This window comes from Glutamicibacter uratoxydans, from assembly GCF_050753455.1.
Taxonomy (GTDB): domain Bacteria; phylum Actinomycetota; class Actinomycetes; order Actinomycetales; family Micrococcaceae; genus Glutamicibacter; species Glutamicibacter uratoxydans_A.
The window spans coordinates 2,402,492-2,423,264 of the sequence record NZ_CP192736.1; the positions used below are offsets into that span (position 1 = coordinate 2,402,492).

General features: G+C 57.7%; 16 protein-coding genes and 1 tRNA gene. 3 read left to right on the forward strand and 14 right to left on the reverse strand.

Features of this window, described 5'->3' with window-relative positions:
- Positions 1 to 41: 41 nt before the first annotated feature.
- The 4 genes from rpsG to ACQQZ8_RS11095 all read right to left on the reverse strand — a co-directional run bounded on the left by rpsG (position 42) and on the right by ACQQZ8_RS11095 (position 8,974).
- A complete protein-coding gene (gene rpsG, locus ACQQZ8_RS11080; RefSeq protein ID WP_265155527.1) occupies positions 42 to 512 on the reverse strand; it encodes a 30S ribosomal protein S7 in 471 nt (156 codons plus the stop codon).
- On the reverse strand, positions 512 to 886 hold the full coding sequence (rpsL, locus tag ACQQZ8_RS11085; RefSeq protein ID WP_431709866.1) for a 30S ribosomal protein S12: 375 nt from the start codon (positions 884 to 886) through the stop codon (positions 512 to 514). Before rpsL ends, rpsG begins: the two co-directional genes overlap by 1 nt.
- A 572-nt stretch (positions 887 to 1,458) precedes the next feature.
- Positions 1,459 to 5,349 (reverse strand): DNA-directed RNA polymerase subunit beta', encoded by a 3,891-nt coding sequence (locus tag ACQQZ8_RS11090; RefSeq protein ID WP_431709867.1) that lies wholly within the window; start codon positions 5,347 to 5,349, stop codon positions 1,459 to 1,461.
- Positions 5,350 to 5,467: 118 nt separating this feature from the next.
- Positions 5,468 to 8,974: a DNA-directed RNA polymerase subunit beta gene (locus ACQQZ8_RS11095; protein ID WP_431709868.1), complete on the reverse strand. Its 3,507-nt coding sequence runs from the start codon at positions 8,972 to 8,974 to the stop codon at positions 5,468 to 5,470.
- 482 nt (positions 8,975 to 9,456) lie between these two features.
- Here ACQQZ8_RS11095 and ACQQZ8_RS11100 point away from each other — a divergent pair, with 482 nt between their 5' ends.
- The gene (locus tag ACQQZ8_RS11100; RefSeq protein ID WP_431709869.1) at positions 9,457 to 9,957 is read left to right on the forward strand and encodes an aminoacyl-tRNA deacylase; all 501 of its coding nucleotides are present in this window, start codon (positions 9,457 to 9,459) and stop codon (positions 9,955 to 9,957) included.
- On the opposite strand, the gene ACQQZ8_RS11105 is transcribed toward ACQQZ8_RS11100, so the two are convergent.
- The 8 genes from ACQQZ8_RS11105 to ACQQZ8_RS11140 form a co-directional block, all read right to left on the reverse strand.
- Positions 9,911 to 11,101, reverse strand: coding sequence for an acyltransferase family protein (locus ACQQZ8_RS11105; protein ID WP_431709870.1), 1,191 nt, complete (start codon positions 11,099 to 11,101; stop codon positions 9,911 to 9,913). The genes ACQQZ8_RS11100 and ACQQZ8_RS11105 overlap by 47 nt on opposite strands.
- A 153-nt stretch (positions 11,102 to 11,254) precedes the next feature.
- Complete coding sequence (gene rplL / locus ACQQZ8_RS11110) at positions 11,255 to 11,632, reverse strand: 50S ribosomal protein L7/L12 (RefSeq protein WP_431709871.1); 378 nt, start codon at positions 11,630 to 11,632, stop codon at positions 11,255 to 11,257.
- A gap of 81 nt (positions 11,633 to 11,713) precedes the next feature.
- A complete protein-coding gene (gene rplJ, locus ACQQZ8_RS11115) occupies positions 11,714 to 12,235 on the reverse strand; it encodes a 50S ribosomal protein L10 (RefSeq protein WP_431709872.1) in 522 nt (173 codons plus the stop codon).
- A 784-nt stretch (positions 12,236 to 13,019) separates the two neighbouring features.
- On the reverse strand, positions 13,020 to 13,721 hold the full coding sequence (gene rplA, locus ACQQZ8_RS11120; protein ID WP_431709873.1) for a 50S ribosomal protein L1: 702 nt from the start codon (positions 13,719 to 13,721) through the stop codon (positions 13,020 to 13,022).
- A 137-nt stretch (positions 13,722 to 13,858) separates the two neighbouring features.
- The gene (gene rplK / locus ACQQZ8_RS11125; protein WP_431709874.1) at positions 13,859 to 14,290 is read right to left on the reverse strand and encodes a 50S ribosomal protein L11; all 432 of its coding nucleotides are present in this window, start codon (positions 14,288 to 14,290) and stop codon (positions 13,859 to 13,861) included.
- Between the two features lie 128 nt (positions 14,291 to 14,418).
- A complete protein-coding gene (gene nusG / locus ACQQZ8_RS11130; RefSeq protein ID WP_431709875.1) occupies positions 14,419 to 15,255 on the reverse strand; it encodes a transcription termination/antitermination protein NusG in 837 nt (278 codons plus the stop codon).
- 76 nt (positions 15,256 to 15,331) lie between these two features.
- Positions 15,332 to 15,586, reverse strand: a complete 255-nt coding sequence (gene secE / locus ACQQZ8_RS11135) for a preprotein translocase subunit SecE (protein WP_431709876.1) — start codon at positions 15,584 to 15,586, stop codon at positions 15,332 to 15,334.
- A 118-nt stretch (positions 15,587 to 15,704) separates the two neighbouring features.
- Positions 15,705 to 15,777, reverse strand: a tRNA-Trp gene (locus ACQQZ8_RS11140).
- Between the two features lie 269 nt (positions 15,778 to 16,046).
- Between ACQQZ8_RS11140 and ACQQZ8_RS11145 the strand changes: the two genes are divergently transcribed.
- Positions 16,047 to 17,246 carry a pyridoxal phosphate-dependent aminotransferase gene (locus ACQQZ8_RS11145; RefSeq protein WP_431709877.1) on the forward strand — a complete coding sequence of 400 codons (1,200 nt, stop codon included), beginning with the start codon at positions 16,047 to 16,049 and terminating at the stop codon, positions 17,244 to 17,246.
- A gap of 94 nt (positions 17,247 to 17,340) precedes the next feature.
- Here the strand turns inward: ACQQZ8_RS11145 and ACQQZ8_RS11150 are convergent, their stop codons facing one another.
- Both ACQQZ8_RS11150 and ACQQZ8_RS11155 read right to left on the reverse strand, forming a co-directional pair.
- A complete protein-coding gene (locus ACQQZ8_RS11150; protein WP_431709878.1) occupies positions 17,341 to 18,006 on the reverse strand; it encodes a LuxR C-terminal-related transcriptional regulator in 666 nt (221 codons plus the stop codon).
- A complete protein-coding gene (locus ACQQZ8_RS11155; RefSeq protein WP_431709879.1) occupies positions 18,006 to 19,271 on the reverse strand; it encodes an ATP-binding protein in 1,266 nt (421 codons plus the stop codon). The genes ACQQZ8_RS11150 and ACQQZ8_RS11155 overlap by 1 nt, the downstream gene beginning before the upstream one ends.
- 124 nt (positions 19,272 to 19,395) lie before the next feature.
- Here ACQQZ8_RS11155 and ACQQZ8_RS11160 point away from each other — a divergent pair, with 124 nt between their 5' ends.
- Positions 19,396 to 20,760, forward strand: a complete 1,365-nt coding sequence (locus tag ACQQZ8_RS11160) for a PspC domain-containing protein (RefSeq protein ID WP_431709880.1) — start codon at positions 19,396 to 19,398, stop codon at positions 20,758 to 20,760.
- Positions 20,761 to 20,773 lie beyond the last annotated feature (13 nt).

Genomic DNA, 20,773 nt, shown 5'->3' on the forward strand with positions numbered 1-20,773 from the left:
TCGCTGGGCGTCGGTTGACGCCCAGCGATGCCAAGCGTTTCTTACCAGCGGTAGTGGGCGAAGGCCTTGTTGGACTCGGCCATCTTGTGAGTGTCTTCGCGACGCTTCACAGCGGCACCCAGACCGTTCGAAGCGTCCAAGATCTCGTTCATCAGTCGCTCGATCATGGTCTTCTCGCGACGAGCCTTGGAGTAGCCAACCAACCAGCGCAGAGCCAGTGCGGTTGCACGACCTGGCTTGACCTCGACTGGAACCTGGTAAGTTGCGCCACCCACACGGCGGGAGCGAACCTCAAGTGCCGGACGAATGTTGTCCATGGCCTTCTTCAAGGTGGAAACGGCGTCGGTACCGGACTTTGCGGCAGCACCTTCCAGCGCGCCGTAAACGATACGCTCTGCGGTGGACTTCTTGCCACCAACCAGAACCTTGTTGATCAGCTGAGTGACCAACGGCGAATCGTATACCGGATCAGAAACCAGTGGGCGCTTTGGCGCCGGACCCTTACGCGGCATTACTTACCATCCTTCTTTGCGCCGTAGCGGGAACGAGCCTGCTTACGATCCTTAACACCCTGGGTATCCAGTGCACCACGAACAATCTTGTAGCGAACACCTGGCAAGTCCTTCACACGACCACCGCGCACCAGCACGATGGAGTGTTCCTGCAGGTTGTGACCTACACCTGGGATGTATGCGGTAACTTCGACACCACCGGAAAGGCGCACACGTGCAACCTTACGCAGAGCGGAGTTTGGCTTCTTCGGGGTGGTGGTGTACACACGGGTGCACACGCCACGACGCATTGGGTTGCCGCGCAGGGCAGGAGCCTTGCCCTTATTTACCTGCGGCGAGCGGCCCTTGCGGACCAGCTGCTGAATAGTAGGCACTTTCGTGTCCTTCCAATTTTCTAAAAATTCTTCGGCGCCGCCGCTCCATCCTCAGGACGGTGACTGCTGCGCTATCTGCTCGTTCTATCGCGCACTGAGCCAAAAAGTCCCTAGGCGTGCGAAAGTGTGGCATTCGTTGCGCAACTTACCCGCAACCCGGACCGCGTCCATTTTGCCACACATAAAACAATTGATCTGAGTCTAGCATTAATCCTGCCAGGCCCGAAAATTCAACGGTTTTCCGTTGCCTGACTACTAGATTAGTGCCATGCAGTGAACAATGATCGGCGATCATGCAGATAACTGTTGAACTTTCTTTCGTTTTATTTTTTCACGCCAACGGCCCATGCGCAACGCGAGCTAGCTCACTTACCTAGAGCCGCATCGGGCGCAAAAACACGACTAGTCGTAAATTCACGTAGTGTCTTGCCAATTAGATTACTGGTATTGAGCCGTCCGAGAGCTTAGATCTCATGCTAGTTAAAACACACGCAGCCCGTCGGGCAGAGAGCTGATGCTCCCTGTCTGACGGGCTGCGTGTTTAGCCTAGAACCCTAGGTGAGATCTACCGTTTAGCGGAAGTCCTGACCAGTGTCGTAGTCATCCATCGAGATGGCCTGGAACTCTGGGGACAGTCCCCCGTCCAAACCATCGTCGTACAGGCCCGAAGCGAAGGCCGAGGAACCGGTGAACAACGTGGCCTTGGCCTCGTCGGTTGGTTCCACGGTGACCTGGGTGTAGCGGTCCAGACCGGTACCGGCCGGGATCAGCTTACCGATGATCACGTTTTCCTTCAGACCCAACAGTGGATCGTCCTTGCCTTCCATGGCGGCCTGGGTCAGTACGCGGGTGGTCTCCTGGAAGGAGGCCGCAGACAGCCACGAGTCGGTCGCCAGCGAGGCCTTGGTGATACCCATCAGTTCGTCACGACCGGCTGCCGGACGCTTACCTTCGGCCACGGCCTTACGGTTTGCGGCGGTGAAGCGGGCACGGTCGGCCAGTACGCCTGGCAGCAGCTCGGTTTCACCGGACTCAATGACGGTGATGCGACGCAGCATCTGGCGAACGATGACTTCCACGTGCTTATCGTGGATGCCTACACCCTGGGACTGGTACACGTCCTGGACTTCGCGGACCAGGAAGCGCTGAGCCTCACGTGGACCAAGAACACGAAGAACCTGCTTCGGGTCCAAGGTACCGGCGGTCAGCTGAGTACCGGCAGTGACCTGCTGGCCGTCTTCCACCTCGAGGCGGGCACGACGCAGGATTGGGTATGCCTGCTTCTCGTCACCGTTATCCGGGGTGATCACCACGCGCAGCTGCTTCTCGTCATCCTCGATGGACACGCGACCGGCAACTTCCGCCATCGGTGCAACACCCTTCGGGGTACGAGCTTCGAAGAGCTCCTGAATACGTGGCAGACCCTGGGTGATGTCGTCGGCCGAAGCCACACCACCGGTGTGGAAGGTACGCATGGTCAGCTGAGTACCTGGTTCACCAATGGACTGTGCGGCGATAATACCTACGGCTTCACCGATGTCCACGGTTTTACCGGTGGCCAGCGAGCGACCGTAGCACAGTGCACAGGTACCCACGGCCGAGTCACAGGTCAGTACCGAGCGGACACGGATCTCATCCACGCCTGCTTCGTACAGTTTCGCGATCAGTACGTCGCCCACATCCGAACCGGCTGCGGCCAGCACATTGCCCTCGGCGTCCTTGACGTCGGTGGCAAGCGTACGGGTGTAAGCCGAGTTCTCCACGGTGTCGTGCAGCTTGCGGAAGCCGGCAATGTCTTCGGCGATCGGCACGTTCAAACCGCGGCGGGTGCCACAGTCTTCTTCGCGGACGATCACGTCCTGGGACACGTCGACCAGACGACGGGTGAGGTAACCGGAGTTAGCGGTCTTCAATGCGGTATCGGCCAGACCCTTACGGGCACCGTGAGTCGCGATGAAGTATTCCAGAACCGACAAGCCTTCACGGTAGGAAGACTTGATCGGGCGAGGAATGATTTCACCCTTCGGGTTGGACACCAGACCACGGATACCGGCAATCTGACGCAGTTGCAGGTAGTTACCGCGAGCCTTGGAGGTCACCATACGGTTAATGGTGTTCAGCTCTTCCATACCGTTCTTCATCGCCTCGGCAACCTCATCGGTGGCCTTGGTCCAGATGTCGATCAGGTCCTGGCGTCGTTCGGAGTCGGCAATCAGACCCTTATCGTAGGATGCCTGAACCTTGGCGGCACGCTCTTCGTATGGTGCAAGGATTTCGGCCTTGTTCATATTCGAGGTGATGTCCGAGATCGCCACGGTCACACCCGAGCGGGTAGCCCAGTGGAAACCGGCGTCCTTCAGGTTATCCAGAGTCTCTGCCACAACGACCTTCGGGTAACGCTCGGCCAGATCGTTAACGATCTCCGAAAGCGCATCCTTGCCGGTCACCTGAGCTACCCATGGGTAGTCAGCTGGCAGGGTGTCATTGAACAGAACCTGACCCAGCGAGGACTCGATCAGTGCTGCGGTACCTGGCTCCCAACCTTCCGGAGCTGGCTGCTCGTTGGAAGGAACGAAGTTCTCCACACGGATCTTGATCGGTGCGTTCAGGTGCAGTTCACGGCGGTCCATCGCCATGATGGCTTCGGCTACCGAGCTGAACACGCGGCCAGCGCCCATTTCGTCGGTACGCTTGGTGGTCAGGTGGTGCAGACCGATGATCATATCCTGCGAAGGCAGGGCAACCGGACGACCATCCGAAGGCTTCAAGATGTTGTGCGAGGACAGCATCAGGATGCGAGCTTCGGCCTGAGCCTCGGGGCTCAATGGCAGGTGAACTGCCATCTGGTCACCGTCAAAGTCGGCGTTGAACGCGGCACAAACCAGTGGGTGCAGCTGCAGAGCCTTACCTTCAACCAGCTGTGGTTCGAAGGCCTGGATACCCAAACGGTGCAGGGTTGGTGCACGGTTAAGCAGTACCGGGTGCTCGGTAATGATCTCTTCGAGAACATCCCACACCTGTGGGCGGTAACGCTCCACCATCCGCTTGGCACTCTTAATGTTCTGCGCGTGGTTGAGGTCAACCAGACGCTTCATCACGAAGGGCTTGAACAGCTCCAGGGCCATCTGCTTTGGCAGACCGCACTGGTGCAGCTTCAGCTGCGGACCAACCACGATGACCGAACGGCCGGAGTAGTCAACACGCTTACCGAGCAGGTTCTGACGGAAACGACCCTGCTTACCCTTGAGCATGTCGCTCAGGGACTTCAGCGGGCGGTTACCCGGTCCGGTGACCGGACGGCCACGACGGCCGTTGTCGAACAGCGAGTCAACGGCTTCCTGCAGCATGCGCTTTTCGTTGTTCACGATGATCTCGGGAGCACCCAGATCCAGCAGACGCTTCAGGCGGTTGTTGCGGTTGATCACGCGGCGGTACAGGTCGTTCAAGTCCGAGGTGGCGAAACGGCCACCATCGAGCTGAACCATGGGGCGCAACTCTGGTGGGATCACCGGTACGGCGTCCAGAACCATACCTTCAGGCGAGTTCTGGGTGGTCAAGAACGCGTTAACCACGTTCAGACGCTTAAGTGCACGGGTCTTCTTCTGGCCCTTACCGTTGTCGATAACCTGCTTCAGGTTCTCGGCTTCGGCAACCAGATCGAAGGTCTGCAGGCGCTTCTGAATGGCTTCAGCACCCATCGAGCCCTCGAAGTACAGTCCGTACTTCTCACGCATGATGCGGTACAGGCCTTCGTCACCTTCCAGATCAGCGACCTTCAGGTTCTTGAAACGCTCCCAGACCGCACGCAGGCGCTCGGATTCGTTCTTGGCGCGCTTGTCGATCTGCAGCACGGTCTTCTCGGCGTTAGTGCGAGCCTTGTTCAACTCGGCACCCTTGGCACCATCAGCTTCCAGACGCTCCAGTTCCGCTTCGAGGTCCTTGAGCACGGCACGCTTGTCAGCCTCGGCGTTGTTCGCCAGGTTGCGCAGCTCCAGGTCATGCTGAGCCTGCAGGTTCGGCATCTCGGCATGACGGCGCTCTTCGTTGACCGAAGTGATCATGTAGGCGGCGAAGTAGATGACCTTTTCTAGGTCCTTCGGTGCCAGATCCAACAGGTAACCCAAGCGCGAAGGAACGCCCTTGAAGTACCAGATGTGGGTGACCGGTGCGGCCAGCTCGATGTGGCCCATGCGCTCACGGCGCACGTTGGCGCGGGTTACTTCTACTCCACAGCGCTCACAGATGATGCCCTTGAAGCGCACCCGCTTGTACTTACCGCAGTAGCATTCCCAGTCGCGCGAGGGACCGAAGATCTTCTCGCAGAACAGTCCGTCCTTCTCGGGCTTCAGGGTGCGGTAGTTAATGGTTTCAGGCTTCTTGACCTCGCCGTAGCTCCAAGCGCGGATCTGGTCCGCGGTGGCAAGGGCAATGCGCATGAGTCCGAATGAGGAATCGCTGGACATATGGTCCTTTTCTCTCTTTTCTGGTGTCTGAAGTCAGTACGTGATGAGTGAATCTGGAATGATCCTGGCGGTGCCGGCACTCCCCTACCGGTTTGACCGGCACCGTGTTGATCAGGTTCTAGACTTCCTCGACGGAGTTTGGCTCCGACCGGGAAAGGTCGATGCCCAGCTCTTCAGCAGCGCGGAACGATTCTTCGTCCGATTCACGCCACTCAATGGTGTTGCCGTCGGTACCAAGTACTTCGACGTTCAGGCACAGCGATTGCATTTCCTTGATGAGCACCTTGAACGATTCTGGAACTCCTGGCTCCGGAATGTTCTCGCCCTTGACGATCGCCTCGTAGACCTTCACACGACCGTGAATGTCATCAGACTTGATGGTCAACAGTTCCTGCAGGGTGTAGGCGGCGCCGTAGGCCTCCAGGGCCCACACTTCCATCTCACCAAAGCGCTGGCCACCGAACTGTGCCTTACCACCCAATGGCTGCTGGGTGATCATGGAGTACGGGCCAGTGGAACGGGCGTGGATCTTGTCATCGACCAAGTGGTGCAACTTCAGGATGTACATGTAGCCCACGGAGATCGGATCTGGGAAAGGCTCACCGGAGCGGCCGTCGATCAGACGAGCCTTACCGGAGTTCTCCACCAGACGCTGACCATCGCTGGTTGGGTTTACCGAGTCCAGGATGCCGCGGATTTCTTCTTCCGAGGCACCGTCGAAGACCGGGGTGGCTACGGTGGTTGAACCGCTCTGGCGTGGCAGGTTCGGCAGATCGCGCAGCCAAGCTGGCTCACCTTCGATGTTCCAACCCTGCTTCGCGGCCCAGCCCAGGTGTAGCTCCATGACTTGTCCCACGTTCATACGACCTGGTACACCCAGTGGGTTCAGGACTACGTCGACCGGGGTTCCGTCTTCCAGGAATGGCATGTCCTCGACCGGGAGGATCTTGGAGATCACACCCTTGTTACCGTGACGGCCAGCGAGCTTGTCACCGTTGGTGATCTTACGCTTCTGTGCCACGTAGACGCGGACCAGCTGGTTCACACCAGGGGAAAGATCATCGTCATTGTCGCGGTCAAAGATGCGTACACCGATGACGGTGCCGGATTCGCCGTGTGGCACCTTCAGCGAGGTGTCACGTACTTCACGGGACTTCTCACCGAAGATGGCGCGCAGCAGGCGCTCTTCTGGGGTCAGCTCGGTTTCACCCTTCGGGGTGACACGGCCAACCAGGATGTCGCCGGCTTCAACCTCGGCACCGATGTACACGATGCCGCGATCATCGAGCTGCGAGAGGATGTCCTCGGAAACGTTCGGGATATCCCGAGTGATTTCCTCGGCACCCAGCTTGGTGTCACGGGCATCGACTTCGTGCTCTTCGATGTGAATCGAGGTCAGGACGTCATCGGAAACCATGCGCTGGGACAGGATGATCGCGTCTTCGAAGTTATGTCCTTCCCAGGACATGAAGGCGACCAGCAGGTTCTTACCCAGTGCCAATTCACCGGCGTCGGTGGATGGGCCGTCGGCGATGATGGCCTGGTACTCCACGCGGTCCCCTTCGGAGACCCGCACGCGCTGGTTGTAGGCGTTGCCCTGGTTCGAGCGAGCGAACTTCATGATCGGGTACATCGACTGGGTGCCATCGTCATTCATGACAACCACCAGGTCGGCGGACACCTCGGTGACCACGCCTGGCTTGGCGGCAACCACGGAGTCGCCGGCGTCAACCGCGGCGTACTTCTCCATGCCGGTACCCACCAGTGGGGACTCGCTAGCCAGCAGTGGCACGGCCTGACGCTGCATGTTCGCACCCATCAGTGCGCGGTTAGCATCGTCGTGCTCGAGGAATGGAATCAGCGCGGTTGCAACCGACACCATCTGGCGTGGCGAAACGTCCATGTAGGTGACCTCGGAAGGCTCAACCAACACCGGTTCACCGCCGCCGCCCTTTTCACGCACCAGCACGGTCTCTTCGGCGAAGCGGCCACCCTCGGCCAGTGGAGCGTTAGCCTGTGCAATGAAGTGCTGCAGCTCATCATCGGCGGTAAGGTACTCGACCTGCTGGGTCACCACACCGTCCACAACCTTGCGGTATGGGGTTTCGATGAAACCAAAGGAGTTGATGCGACCGTAGGTTGCCAACGAACCGATCAGACCAATGTTTGGACCTTCGGGAGTTTCAATGGGGCACATACGACCGTAGTGCGATGGGTGCACGTCTCGAACTTCCATGCCCGCACGGTCGCGGGACAGACCGCCTGGGCCCAGCGCCGACAAACGACGCTTGTGGGTCAGACCGGCCAGTGGGTTGTTCTGATCCATGAACTGCGACAGCTGCGAGGTTCCGAAGAACTCCTTGATCGCAGCAACCACCGGACGGATGTTGATCAGCGTCTGTGGGGTGATCGCTTCCACGTCCTGGGTGGTCATACGTTCGCGGACCACGCGTTCCATACGGGACAAACCAGTGCGGACCTGATTCTCGATCAGTTCGCCCACGGCGCGGATACGACGGTTACCGAAGTGATCGATGTCATCCACGTTGACCGGGACCTCAACGATTTCACCGTTGCGGGTGCCCTCGATGGTACGTTCACCGGCGTGCAAAGCTACCAGGTAACGGATCATGGCGACCACGTCGTCAATGCTCAGCACCAGTGCGCTCTCGGCGTTAACCGGGGTTTCCACACCAAGCTTGCGGTTCAGCTTGTGACGGCCAACCTTTGCCAGGTCATAGCGCTTTGGCTCGAAGTACATGTTGCGCAGCAGACCCTGAGCGGCTTCCACGGTTGGTGGCTCGCCCGGACGTAGCTTGCGGTAGATGTCCAGCAAGGCCTCGTCTTGGTCCTTGATGTTGTCCTTTTCCAAGGTGGCGCGAATGGATTCATACTGACCGAATTCGGCCAGGATCCGCTCTTCGCTCCAGCCCAGTGCCTTGAGCAGGACGGTGACTGACTGCTTACGCTTACGGTCGAGGCGCACGCCAATCTGATCACGCTTGTCGATTTCCAGCTCAAACCAGGCACCACGCGAAGGAATGATACGCGCGGAGAAAATGGTCTTATCACTGGTCTTGTCCGGAGCCGACTCGAAGTAGGCGCCCGGGGAACGAACCAGCTGGGAAACAACGACACGCTCGGTGCCGTTGATGACGAAGGTACCCTTGTCAGTCATCAGCGGGAAATCGCCCATGAACACGGTCTGCTGCTTGATTTCGCCGGTTTCATTGTTCATGAACTCGGCCTTGACGTACAGCGGCGCGGCATAGGTAACGTCGCGGTCCTTGCACTCGGCGATGGAGTACTTTGGATCGGCGAACTCAGGCTCCGAGAAGCTCAGGGACATAGTCTCCTGGAAGTCCTCGATCGGAGAGATTTCCTCGAAGATTTCTGCCAGACCGCTGACGTCTGGAACGCTGTTATCGCCCACGGCAACGGCCGCGGCCAGGCGTTCCTTCCAGCGCTCGTTACCGATCAGCCTGTCAAAGCTCTCGGTCTGCAGCGCCAACAGGTTAGGCACTTCAAGGGGTTCGTGAATCTTTGCAAAAGAAAGTCGGCCAGCGTACGCAGCGTCGCGAGCCGAACTAGCGGTTTGGTTGTTAGAGGTGCTCGAGGCGACCAAAATGGATCCTTCCACAGACCGTCAGGTTTCCGAAACGCCCATCGTGCCAAGGTATCAACGCGCGGCTGATAACCCCTTGTCACATGAACCCACCGCTATATGAAGGTCGCATGCGCAAATAGTACGGGCGCAAATTTCCACTCTACCCCAAGAGCACAAGCTTGTCGATAGCAATTTTTTGTATTCATGCTATAGTTTCCCACTCCGAATCGCGCTTTGCGCACAACAAGCTGGAAATGGAGCGCAGAAGAACCTAGTCAGCTATGCGTTGAGCGGCCAGCACCGAGCGGCGCTGGCCGCTCCCGGGCGATAAATGTGGCCAAGAGCATAGTCGACACGATCAGAATGACGTATTTTCGCAAATATTTATCTGTCGTTACGTCCGTGGTTGCGCTGAGTCTGCCGGCACCCGTGGTGAGGCAGCATTACCGGAGCCGGTGTGAGGTTGGCTGAGAGCCTCCGAATGTAGCAGAATGCCCGGTATGGATCGTGCACAGGAAGCTAATGATGCGCTGAGCCGGGTAACGCTTGATGCTCAACGCCGCTCCATTCCCATTGAGATCGTCCCGCGCCCGCCGGCCACCTCACTGGAGCATGCGGCGAGCCTGCTGGGTATCCCCGCTGCCAGGTTGATCAAGACCCTAGTGCTCAAACGCGCCGACGGCAGTTTCGTTTTTGCATTGATTCCTGGAGACCGGAGCATGAGCTGGCCGAAACTTCGCAAGGCTCTGGCGGTGAATAAGCTAGCTTTACCGGATGCGGATCAGGCCTTGGAAGTTACCGGGTATCGGCGTGGCACCATTACTCCCTTTGGTTCACGCAATGCCTTACCGGTAGTGATTGATCGGGCAACACTTGAAAGCCATCCGGGACACCCCATAACCCTTGGAAGCGGGGATCCGAACCACGCGCTGTTCGTGCAGCCACAGGATCTGGTTAGCGGATTTGGCGCCATAGTGGAAGATATTTCGGTTCCGTTATAGCTTGTGCGCGGCGATTGCGGTGAACGGTACGTAACGTGGATTCGAGCGTGCTGGCGAGCCGCGTGAATTCGTTGCGCAGCCAAAGCCCGGCAGGTTTCTCCACAAAGCGGGCCACCACGTAGGACAATCCCAGCATGGTCAGGATCGTAAGTGCCAGCAACACGTATTTGTTCAATGCACCACTGAATATCTCGATCAGCCACCATCCCCAGAGCTGGTGGAAGAGATACAGCGGGTAGGTGAGCATCCCGGCGGTGACCATCCATCGGGCGTGCACCGAACGTAACGGAGTTAGCGTGCACAAGAGCAACAGCCCCACGCACGCGAGCGTCAGCAGCGAGAAGTGCCAGGCTGGAATTTCCATCCCGGAAAGATAGCTCGCATCCTTGGCGCCCTTAATTCCGGTGAAGTAGCAGGCTAGAACCGTGTTGAACGCGAGTAATCCCCAGCGTAGGCCGGTGCGTTCCCCGCGGTACATCAGGTACACGATCATGCCAATAGCAAACAGCGGGGCGTACTGCCCCATCACCCATTCTTGAGCTTTCGGCGCCTCGATCAGATGTAGCACAACTCCGAGTACTGGCCAGAGAAAACTCAATCCCAGAATCACCTTATCGGTGACCTTTCTTAAGGCAACAAGGACCGCCAAGATGATGTAGAAACGCAGTTCTACCCAGAGCGTCCAGTACACCCCGTCCAGGTCCCGTACGCCCATGCCAGCTTGGGCCATGGTGAGGTTTGGGGCAATGTCCTCGGTGGTTCGTCCGTCCCGAATTTCGGGCCAAATTCCGAAGGTCAGTACGGCCGCCGCGACCACGGCTAACCAGTAAGCAGGATAGAGCCGCCCCAGACGTGAGGCGATAAAACTGATCAACCCCTTGCCTTGAACCGACATGAGAATCACGAACCCGGAGATCAGGAAGAAAAGTTGGACACCAATACTGCCGTAGATGGTGAAGTGAGAGAGCACAGGCCACGCTTCAGACACCGGAGTTCCCCAGTGCTGGTGTCCCCAAGCGGTGTAGTGGTAGAGAACTACAATCAGGGCTGCCAGAATGCGCAAAGCGTCCAACAGACCTAGCCGAGGGGCTCGTTTGGCTGAACGCTGGGATTCACTCACGGTCTTCACTTCATTACTCAGCACGGTTTATACCTTATGCCCCAAAAATGAATAACCCCTGTTAATACAATCGTTATAAACTGATTGTCTGGTTTATCGCTTTAACGGCCAAGGGCCTGAAGAACACGAAAGTGTTCTTCAGGCCCTTGGTAGTAAGGTGCGAGTGACCGCTGAAACTTACTTGAGGGTGACGGTAGCGCCAGCGCCTTCCAGAGCTTCCTTGGCCTTCTCGGCAGCGTCCTTGTCGACGCCTTCCAGGATAGCCTTTGGAGCGCCGTCAACCAGTTCCTTGGCTTCCTTCAGACCCAGCGAGGTCAAGCCACGAACTTCCTTGATGACTGCGATCTTCTTGTCGCCAGCCGATTCCAGAACTACGTCGAACTCGGTCTGCTCTTCAGCCGAAGCTGCGTCGCCGCCGCCAGCTGGGCCAGCAACTGCAACAGCAGCTGCGGTGACCTCGAAGGTCTCCTCGAACTGCTTCACGAACTCAGACAGTTCGATGATGGTCATTTCCTTGAAAGCTTCAAGCAGCTCTTCGGTGGTGAGCTTCGCCATGGTGGCGTCCTTTCGGTTATGGATCCCGCAGCGGGGAACCGCAATGTTTGTGGGTAATGTTTGCGAGAGAATCGCGAAGGCTTAGGCTTCTGCCGGAGCTTCCTCGGCAGCTGCGCCACCGTTCTCTTCGAGCTTGATGCGCAGTGCATCGACGATACGTGCAGCGGCAGAGGCTGGAGCCTGCAGAACGCCTGCAACACGTGCCAGTTGGTGCTCGCGGGACTCCAGAGCAGCGAGGGCAGCAATGCCGGCGCTATCCAGGGCGTTGCCCTCGAAGACACCAGTCTTGATGACCAGCTTCTCGTTGGCCTTTGCGAACTCCGTGAGGCTCTTTGCGGCAGCAACTGCATCGCCCTTAATAAAGGCAATTGCGGTCGGACCGGTCAGCTGACCATCGAATGCTTCGATGCCAGCTTCCTTCGCTGCGATAGCGGTCAAGGTGTTCTTAACAACCGCGAACTTGGTTTCCTGACCAAGCGAGCGGCGCAGTTCCTTGAGCTGTGCAACGGTAAGCCCACGGTATTCGGTCAGGACAGCTGCGGTGGATTCCTTCAACTCAGCGGTGATCGATTCGATCGCTGCGGTCTTAGTCTGCGTTGCCATAACACTCCTTCCGGGGTTCAGTTCGGTACCGTTCAATAACCGGCGGAGCAATAAAAAATGCCCCGCGCAGGAGCACAGGGCAGTTCAACTTTGAAAAAGTGAAACAAATCTATGAAACCTGCGTTGGTCGTCCTTGCGGACTCTTCGGAGCTCATTTCAAAATGATTTGGGCTCAACCGACGGTCTTCGGTGCTTCTATCCTAAAACGTCTGAACCGGTGAACACAAATCGAGAAAGGCGCACGGCATGTGAATTGAGCCTCACGGTCAGGATTGACAGGGCCAGGGAGAGCTTCGGCTGATTAAAAAGACAAGGCTCGTGGCCAGCACTTGGGGACGCTGGCGACGAGCTCTTGTCGACATGAAGCTTGGGGAAACTTCTATGTCCGAAGATTGCAGAGTCTTGGGGGTCCCATGCAATCTTCGCCGAAGATGTTCGGTGTCTTAACCGTACCACTGACCTACCCGAGTGAAGCAAATCGAGTTCTGCTTGTTCACTTGGAGCTAACCTCGCGTTCAGCTAGTTCGTGAATGCCCTTATTCCATTGAATATCAATAAAATATCCAACCGATCACAGCATTGCTTCCGAGTGCATAGCTCAAAGTCCCGGACAAATGCGGCGGGCTGGTCCAGAACGGCTAATATCGGGCGATAATTCTCAGAATTATCACAGGATCGGGCACAAGCTCTCGCAGAAAAGTGGCCATCCTAAGAGTAGGCTGAAACTACTCGACCGCCCTCACCAGTACGGTGGGGCGGTCGAGGCGTTTAGCTCAGATAGCGACTAGGCAGTTACGCGAGTCACGTTCGGGTCCAAGGCGATGCCTGGGCCGAAGGTGGTGGTCACGGTGGCCTTGGAGATGTAGCGACCCTTCGAAGCCGATGGCTTCAGGCGCAGAACCTCTTCCAGTGCGGCTGCGTAGTTCTCGGTCAGCTGCTTGGCATCGAAGGATGCCTTGCCGATGATGAAGTGCAGGTTGGCGTGCTTGTCGACGCGGAAGTCGATCTTGCCACCCTTGATGTCAGTAACGGCCTTGGCCACATCCATGGTTACGGTGCCAGTCTTAGGGTTTGGCATCAGGTTACGAGGACCCAGAACCTTACCCAAACGACCAACCTTACCCATCAGGTCTGGGGTTGCTACTGCAGCATCGAAGTCGGTCCAGCCGCCCTGGATCTTTTCGATCAGGTCGTCCGAGCCAACAAAGTCGGCCCCAGCTTCGCGAGCGGCTTCAGCCTTCTCACCGTTGGCGAAAACAACCACGCGAGCGGTCTTACCGGTGCCGTGTGGCAGGTTCACGGTACCGCGAACCATCTGGTCGGCCTTACGTGGGTCAACGCTCAAACGGAAGGCAACCTCAACGGTGGAGTTGGTCTTCTCGCCGGCGATTTCCTTGGCCAGTGCGATTGCCTCGGCTGGCTCGTAGAACTTGTCAGCCTGAATCTTGGCCGCTGCGGCCATATATGCTTTACTGCGCTTTGCCATCTGCGTTTTCTCCTTATGCAGTCGTGGTCATAAGGACCGCGCTCGGTCCTGCCACTGGCGGGGCTGTTGTCTAACAGCGTCCCTAATGAAAATTGTCTAGGTGTAGTCAACCGAAGTTGTCTACGAGGTCGGAGACCTTAGCCGTCGATGGTGATGCCCATGGAGCGGGCGGTACCGGCGATGATCTTTGCGGCAGCAGCCAGATCGTTGGCGTTGAGGTCTTCCATCTTGGTGTTGGCGATTTCCTCAACCTGAGCCATGGTCAGGTTACCGACCTTATCGCTCTGTGGAACGCCGGAACCCTTAGCAACGCCGGCAGCCTTCTTGATCAGCTCGGCTGCTGGTGGGGTCTTGGTGATGAAAGTGAACGAACGGTCTTCGTACACGGTGATTTCAACTGGAACAACGTTACCGCGCTGCGACTCGGTCGCTGCGTTGTAAGCCTTGCAGAATTCCATGATGTTGACGCCGTGCTGACCAAGAGCCGGACCAATTGGTGGAGCCGGGTTAGCGGCGCCTGCCTGGATCTGCAGCTTGATAAGTCCGGTGACCTTTTTCTTTGGGGCCATGTCGGGTCCTTCTACTTATGCGTTTCCCCTAAGCACAGGAGCGTGCTACGGGGTGTTGGTTGCCGTGGCGCGGCAACCGAACGTGTCAACCTCACGTAAGCACGCGTGAGTGACACGAAGTTTTAATCTTACTGGATCTTGGTGACCTGATTGAAGTTCAGGGTCACTGGAGTCTCGCGTTCGAAGATCGATACCAGCACTACCAGCTGCGCTGCTTCGAGCTTGATTTCCGAGATGGTCGCCGGCATGGTTTCGAATGGACCGTCGTTGACGGTGACCGATTCGCCAACCTCGAAATCGACGGTGACTTCGGTGATTGGAGCGCGGCCAGGCTTCGAAGCCGAAGGCTGCTCCACCGGATCAACCACGGTGTGCTCCAGCATCGAGAAGACTTCGTCCAGAGTCAGCGGGTTTGGGTCATGAGCGTTGCCAACGAAACCGGTGACACCTGGAGTGTGGCGAACAACACCCCACGAAGCGTCGGTGAGCTCCATGCGGACCAGCACGTAGCCCGGGATACGCACACGACGCACGATCTTACGTTGGGTGTTCTTGACCTCAACGACTTCTTCCATCGGGACCTGGATCTCGTAAATGAAGTCATCCATGTCCTGGGTCTGGATACGGGTTTCCAGATTCAGCTTCACCCGGTTCTCGTATCCGGCGTAGGTGTGGATCACGAACCAGTCACCTGGCTGGCGGCGCAACTTGGCGCGGAATTCTTCTTTCAGGCGCGCAACGGTGCTCTCGGGGTCTTCCTCATCGGCTTCGCCGTCTGCGGAGTCGCTGGGCTCTGCGGAGTCCTCGGCGTCAACCGTGGCCTCGGCGGCCGAAAAGTCAACGTCTTCGAAAAACTCGGAGGTTTCGGCAGGAACGTCTGCGTTGTCGACCTGCTCGTCAACGGTGTCGACGAACTCGGCTTCTACCTCGTTGTTGTTCTGCGGTTCGAGTTCCTGGTCGGACACTGCAGCTCCTGCTTTCTGTTACTGATCTACACCTTGGGCCCATGTACAGCACCGTGAACGGGCCGCACGGAAAATTTTACTGCTCTGGCCTGTTGGTGAACAACAGGGTCGAGCCGGCGCCGAAGACAAAGTCGAGGGCCGTGACAATGAGCATCACGATGGCTACGAACGCGATCACCACGAGCGTGTAATTCAGCAGCTCGCTACGCGTCGGGGTGACGACCTTACTCAGTTCGGCAATGACCTGGCGAATGAAGAGCACGATTCGACCAAAGAAGCCCTTATTGGACTGCTTGCTATTTCCCGATTGGGTGACAGCTGATTCGCTCACCGTGTTCCTCGTTTCAATAAAATTGTCCAGTTGAAACAATCACGGTGTGCCGCAGCCTGATCGACCACAACACACCGTGACGTGAGATTCGCTGTACGATTTTTCAATCGTTACTGCGCAGGGCAGACAGGACTCGAACCTGCAACCTGCGGTTTTGGAGACCGCTGCGCTACCAATTGCGCCACTACCCTTCGGGTGATTACCCCCAGGTTCTTTCAACTCTATCCGATACTTAGCTCGGAGCCGTCGAACCTCGATGCTTTCGCACCGAGAAATAACTCTACGCAATGATTTGGCGATTGTCGAACTGACCGGGCGCAGTGTGTTCCAGAACGCACCCGCATCCGGCTGGCGCGACAAGCTTTTGTCATCTTGCCTGTCAGATCGTGATTCAGCATGGCAGTTGGCTCTAAGCTAGAGAGACAGTTGATCCTTTTCTAGAGACCAGGATGCTCCAGATATGTCTAGAATTTCCCGCCGCATTGGCGCCATCTCCGAGTCCGCAACCTTGGCCGTTGACGCCAAGGCTAAGGCGCTGAAGGCAGCCGGGCGTCCAGTAATTGGTTTTGGCGCCGGTGAACCGGACTTCCCAACCCCCGACTACATCGTGCAGGCTGCGCTGGAAGCAGTCAAGGATCCTCGAAATCACCGCTACTCCCCTGCGGCAGGACTTCCCGAACTGCGCGAAGCCGTCGCCGCGAAGACCTTGCGCGACTCGGGCTACGCCGTGGAAGCTAATCAGGTGCTGATCACCAACGGTGGCAAACAGGCGGTCTACAACACTTTTGCCACGCTATTGGATCCGGGCGACGAGGTAATCATCCCCGCCCCGTTCTGGACTACCTACCCCGAAGCGGTGAGCCTGGCCGGCGGTATCCCTGTGTCGGTGTTCGCCGGTCCGGAACAAGGCTATAAGGCCACAATCGAACAGCTGGAATCGGTACTGACCGCTCGCACCAAGGTGTTGTTGTTTGTTTCCCCATCGAACCCCACCGGTGCGGTCTACTCCCCCGAAGAGGTTGCCGCGATTGGCCGTTGGGCACATTCCAAGGGCCTGTGGGTGGTCACCGATGAGATCTACGAACATTTGACCTACGGGGATGCTGAGTTCTCCTCGATCGCCACCTTGGTCCCAGAACTGGGCGACAAGGTCGTGGTGCTCAATGGTGTGGCGAAGACTTACGCCATGACCGGTTGGCGCGTGGGATGGATGATTGGCCCAAGCGACGTGATCAAGGCGGCTGCCAACTTGCAGTCACACGCCACCTCCAATGTGGCTAATGTGTCCCAACGAGCCGCCTTAGCTGCGGTATCCGGGCCATTAGATGCGGTCAATGAGATGAAGGTGGCCTTTAACCGGCGACGTCTGGCGATCGTCGAGGCACTCAATGCCATTGACGGGATTTCCTGCCCCACTCCGGAAGGCGCGTTCTATGCCTATGCCGATGTCCGTGGCCTGTTGGGTCGCGAAATCCGTGGCAAGGTCAGCCAGAGCAGTGCCGAATTAGCCGCGCTCATCCTCGATGAAGCAGAGGTGGCAGTGGTTCCGGGTGAGGCCTTTGGCCCATCTGGCTATATCCGTATGTCGTACGCGCTGGGAGATGCCGACCTAGCCGAGGGTGTGCAACGCATGGCTGCATTACTGGGTGAAGCGAAGTAGCCGCAGCACTAACAAAAAACTTCAGGGGCGTTCACCGGATCTTTTCTGGTGAACGCCCCTGCTAGTTTGGCAAAAGTTTGCGGATGCTGGCGGGCTAGAGAATTTTACGTTCAACGGCCCAACGGGTCAGTTCATGCCGGTTGGACAGCTGCAATTTGCGCAAGACATTGGAAACATGGGATTCCACGGTTTTCACCGAAATGAATAACTCTTTGGCGACCTCCTTGTAGCTGTACCCGCGAGCGATCAGCCGCATCACTTGTAGTTCGCGATCCGAGAGTAAATCTAATTCTTCGTCGACGTGCTCGACCGCGCCGCTGCCGAAAGCGTCGAGCACGAATCCGGCCAGTCGGGGTGAAAAGACCGCGTCCCCGGAAGCTACACGGCGCACTGCATCGGAGATTTCAGCACCCGAAATACTCTTGGTGACATACCCGCGGGCTCCACTGCGGATCACGGTCACCACATCCTGGGCAGCATCTGAGACGCTCAAGGCGAGGAACCGGGTGGTGGCCAATAAGGAGCTGCACCCGCGTAAGACTTCGGCGCCACCGCCACCTCGGCCGCCGGGTAAGTGAACATCCAATAACACCACCTCGGGGCGCAGTTCATGGATGCGTTCAATGGCTTCCTCCACACTTCCGGCCTCACCTACCACCGCGATATTGCGATCGAGGTCAGCCTTCAGACCGGAGCGAAAGATGGCGTGGTCATCGACTAAGACCACGTTGATAGTTTCCGGTTCACTGCCGCTATGCATTAGTTCTTGTCCTCTTCATTACCCAGGGGCATTCTCAACTGTACTTCGGTGCCATTTTCGTTGCTGCGGATACGCGCGCTGCCCCCGGCTCGTTGCATCCTGCCCAGCATGGATTCCCGCACGCCCAAGCGATCTTCGGGAATCTGTTCGGGATCGAACCCTTCGCCCCGATCGCGGACGAACACTTCCACACTGTCGGGGTGGCATTCAATGAAAACGGAGATGAGCCCGTCCGCGTGTTTAGCCGCATTCATCATCGCTTCCCGGCTGGCCTGAACCAGCGCTTGCTGCCCGGGGAAGGAACGCGCTGAGCCTACCGAAACCACATCAACCTCACGCAACATTAACTGTTCAAGCTGCGCGGCTTCGCTGGTGATCGCCACCACCACGTCATCCTGATTAACTTGTTCATCCCCATAGAGCCACTGCCGTAACTCGCGCTCCTGGCTGCGGGCTAAGGCCCGCACCGCGGCAGGTTCCGCGGCGCGCTTTTGAATGACGGCCAAGGTTTGCAGCACCGAGTCATGCAGGTGCGCAGCGAATTCGGCGCGTTGTGCAGCGGCCTGTCGGGAGGAGCGTTCTGCCAAATAATCACGCCAGAGACGGGTCCCCCAGGGCAATATGACCACTGCCGCTCCGGCGAAGATAGCTAAGGCGGCCCAGATCCCACCAAAGAGATCCGAGAGGCTAACCATTCCGCTAATAATTACCAGCAACCCACCGATCACCAGCAGCAGGCCAATCACCAGCCGGGTAATGGCGTGCACCGAGTGTGTGCGGGACCCGGAGAGGGGTTGTTGACCATCCAGCTGCAGCCAAGCTAGTAGCACTCCGGCCACAATCCCTAGGCTGGGCCAGATCAGGTCCCACCGAACATTCCAGCCCCACCATTGGCCCAATGCCAGCAGGGCCACGGCGACTAGTCCCGCGCCAATCAGTACTTCACGCATCGACCCAAGTTTCTGAGCCATCTCTCGTCCGCCACGAACGGTGGAGTCCGGGATACCCAGTTCCTCGGCTAAGGTGCGGCGGCGGGTGCCGACACTTCGTTGTGCGTCGGCGTGGGATTCCTCAATGCTGGGGGTAAAGACCCACAGCCAGGCATAGAGAATAATGCCTACTCCACCCAGCGCGGTGACCAGCAAGAAACCCAGACGAACGTATTGCACCGGCCAGCCCATGTGTTCTGCCAGCCCACCACAGACACCGGCCACTAAGCGTGACTCGCTACGCACAATACGCGGGTTGCTTTGCGGGGATTCCATGTTCCAAGTCAAACACGTTTGCTGGGCTTTCAGGGGCACTGACTAGTGGATTACGGGCGACTCAGGGTAAGAATCAGGGCAGTCCCGCATAGCGTGAAAACGCTGCGCGCGAGAGGATTGAAATATGAACACCGATCACTCAGCGCACAAATTCTTTGAGAGTCTGCGCAATAGCCGCATCAAACGCCGGGAGTCGCAGTGGCTGGGCGGGGTCGCCGCCGGGCTGGCCGAGAGGTATCAGGTAGATACGGTTCTGGTACGCGGAATCGCGGTGGCCCTATCGCTGTTCGGTGGTATCGGGATGATCGCTTACGGGCTTGCGTGGGCTTTCCTCCCCGATGAAAAAGGGCAGATCCATTTCGAAGAAGCTCTACAGAAGAACTGGACAACTGGGATGACCGGTGCGTTGACGGTCTTTCTTCTCGGTGTTGGTCCGGCGCCTTGGGTTTTCAGTAGCTTGGCTCCCTTCATTTGGCCGTTGCTGCTGATTGCTGCGGTGCTCTTTATCGTTTTTAGCCGCAAGAACACCAAATTTGCGAGCGGACCGAAGAAGCCTGCCGCTGGTTTCGGACCGGAGGGCTCCCCAACAACGGGTCAGGCAGCAAAGACCAGCGCAGACTACGGCTACACCACAGGTGATGATTACACCGCCACCACCCCGCTCAAGCCCTTCACCCCAGAGCCTGTGACGGAAGATCCATCTAAAGACTCGGGCTCCGAGGATTTTCGCGCTACCGCGGCCAGCTGGGAACCTTCGGCGCAACGTGGAGCCACAACCCACTTCCAGGACAAGGAGTATGGCATGAACGGCGAACCGGATGACGACTATGGCGCTTCCGCCGCGCAGCACAAGTCACCCAAGACCCCCGAGGCACCACCGGTTCCCGGATGGGTAGCAACCATCGTGGTGGGTGTGACAGCGCTGATCGTGGCCATTATTTTCTGCGCCGACTACTTTGACCTGTTCACCTTCCCCGGTGGCTCGTGGTCGCTAGCGCTCTCCTTGGGTCTACTCTTTGTGGGGGTGGTCTTAGTGATCGCTGCACTGACCCACCGCACTAGTGGGGGGCTGCTGGGACTGGCTATTCCCTTACTGGTACTGTCCTTGGTCTTTGGAAACACGGGCTTCAATGACAGCACCGGCTTCGGCGTACAGTCCGGAGGTGAGATACAGCAGAATTCTGATGGCGAATATAACGCGATTTTTTCCAACGCCACCGTTGATTTGCGACACTACGCAAATCTCAGCACTCCGGTTGAGGTTGAGGTGAACACCGTTTTCGCCTCGGTCGAACTGTTGCTTCCAGCTGGGGTTCCGGTACAGATTGAAAGCAACGGGGTCTTCCTCTCCCAGCAGGGAGATCAGCCTCAGGGACCAGGTGGAGATAACGCCACACCGGCAATCTTCGTTGAAGTCAACGGGGTCTTCTCCCGAGTCCTAAGCACTCAGGATCAGGCTGCTATCCCGTCTAACTCTTCAGATTTCTAAGGACTGTGTGAGC

Bases quoted from the DNA above. Each gene is read 5' to 3' on its own strand.
- rpsG (WP_265155527.1), bottom strand. From the start codon at position 512: ATGCCGCGTAAGGGTCCGGCGCCAAAGCGCCCACTGGTTTCTGATCCG.
- ACQQZ8_RS11090 (WP_431709867.1), bottom strand. From the start codon at position 5,349: ATGTCCAGCGATTCCTCATTCGGACTCATGCGCATTGCCCTTGCCACC.
- ACQQZ8_RS11100 (WP_431709869.1), top strand. From the start codon at position 9,457: ATGGATCGTGCACAGGAAGCTAATGATGCGCTGAGCCGGGTAACGCTT.
- rplL (WP_431709871.1), bottom strand. From the start codon at position 11,632: ATGGCGAAGCTCACCACCGAAGAGCTGCTTGAAGCTTTCAAGGAAATG.
- rplJ (WP_431709872.1), bottom strand. From the start codon at position 12,235: ATGGCAACGCAGACTAAGACCGCAGCGATCGAATCGATCACCGCTGAG.
- rplA (WP_431709873.1), bottom strand. From the start codon at position 13,721: ATGGCAAAGCGCAGTAAAGCATATATGGCCGCAGCGGCCAAGATTCAG.
- rplK (WP_431709874.1), bottom strand. From the start codon at position 14,290: ATGGCCCCAAAGAAAAAGGTCACCGGACTTATCAAGCTGCAGATCCAG.
- ACQQZ8_RS11145 (WP_431709877.1), top strand. From the start codon at position 16,047: ATGTCTAGAATTTCCCGCCGCATTGGCGCCATCTCCGAGTCCGCAACC.
- ACQQZ8_RS11150 (WP_431709878.1), bottom strand. From the start codon at position 18,006: ATGCATAGCGGCAGTGAACCGGAAACTATCAACGTGGTCTTAGTCGAT.
- ACQQZ8_RS11155 (WP_431709879.1), bottom strand. From the start codon at position 19,271: ATGGAATCCCCGCAAAGCAACCCGCGTATTGTGCGTAGCGAGTCACGC.
- ACQQZ8_RS11160 (WP_431709880.1), top strand. From the start codon at position 19,396: ATGAACACCGATCACTCAGCGCACAAATTCTTTGAGAGTCTGCGCAAT.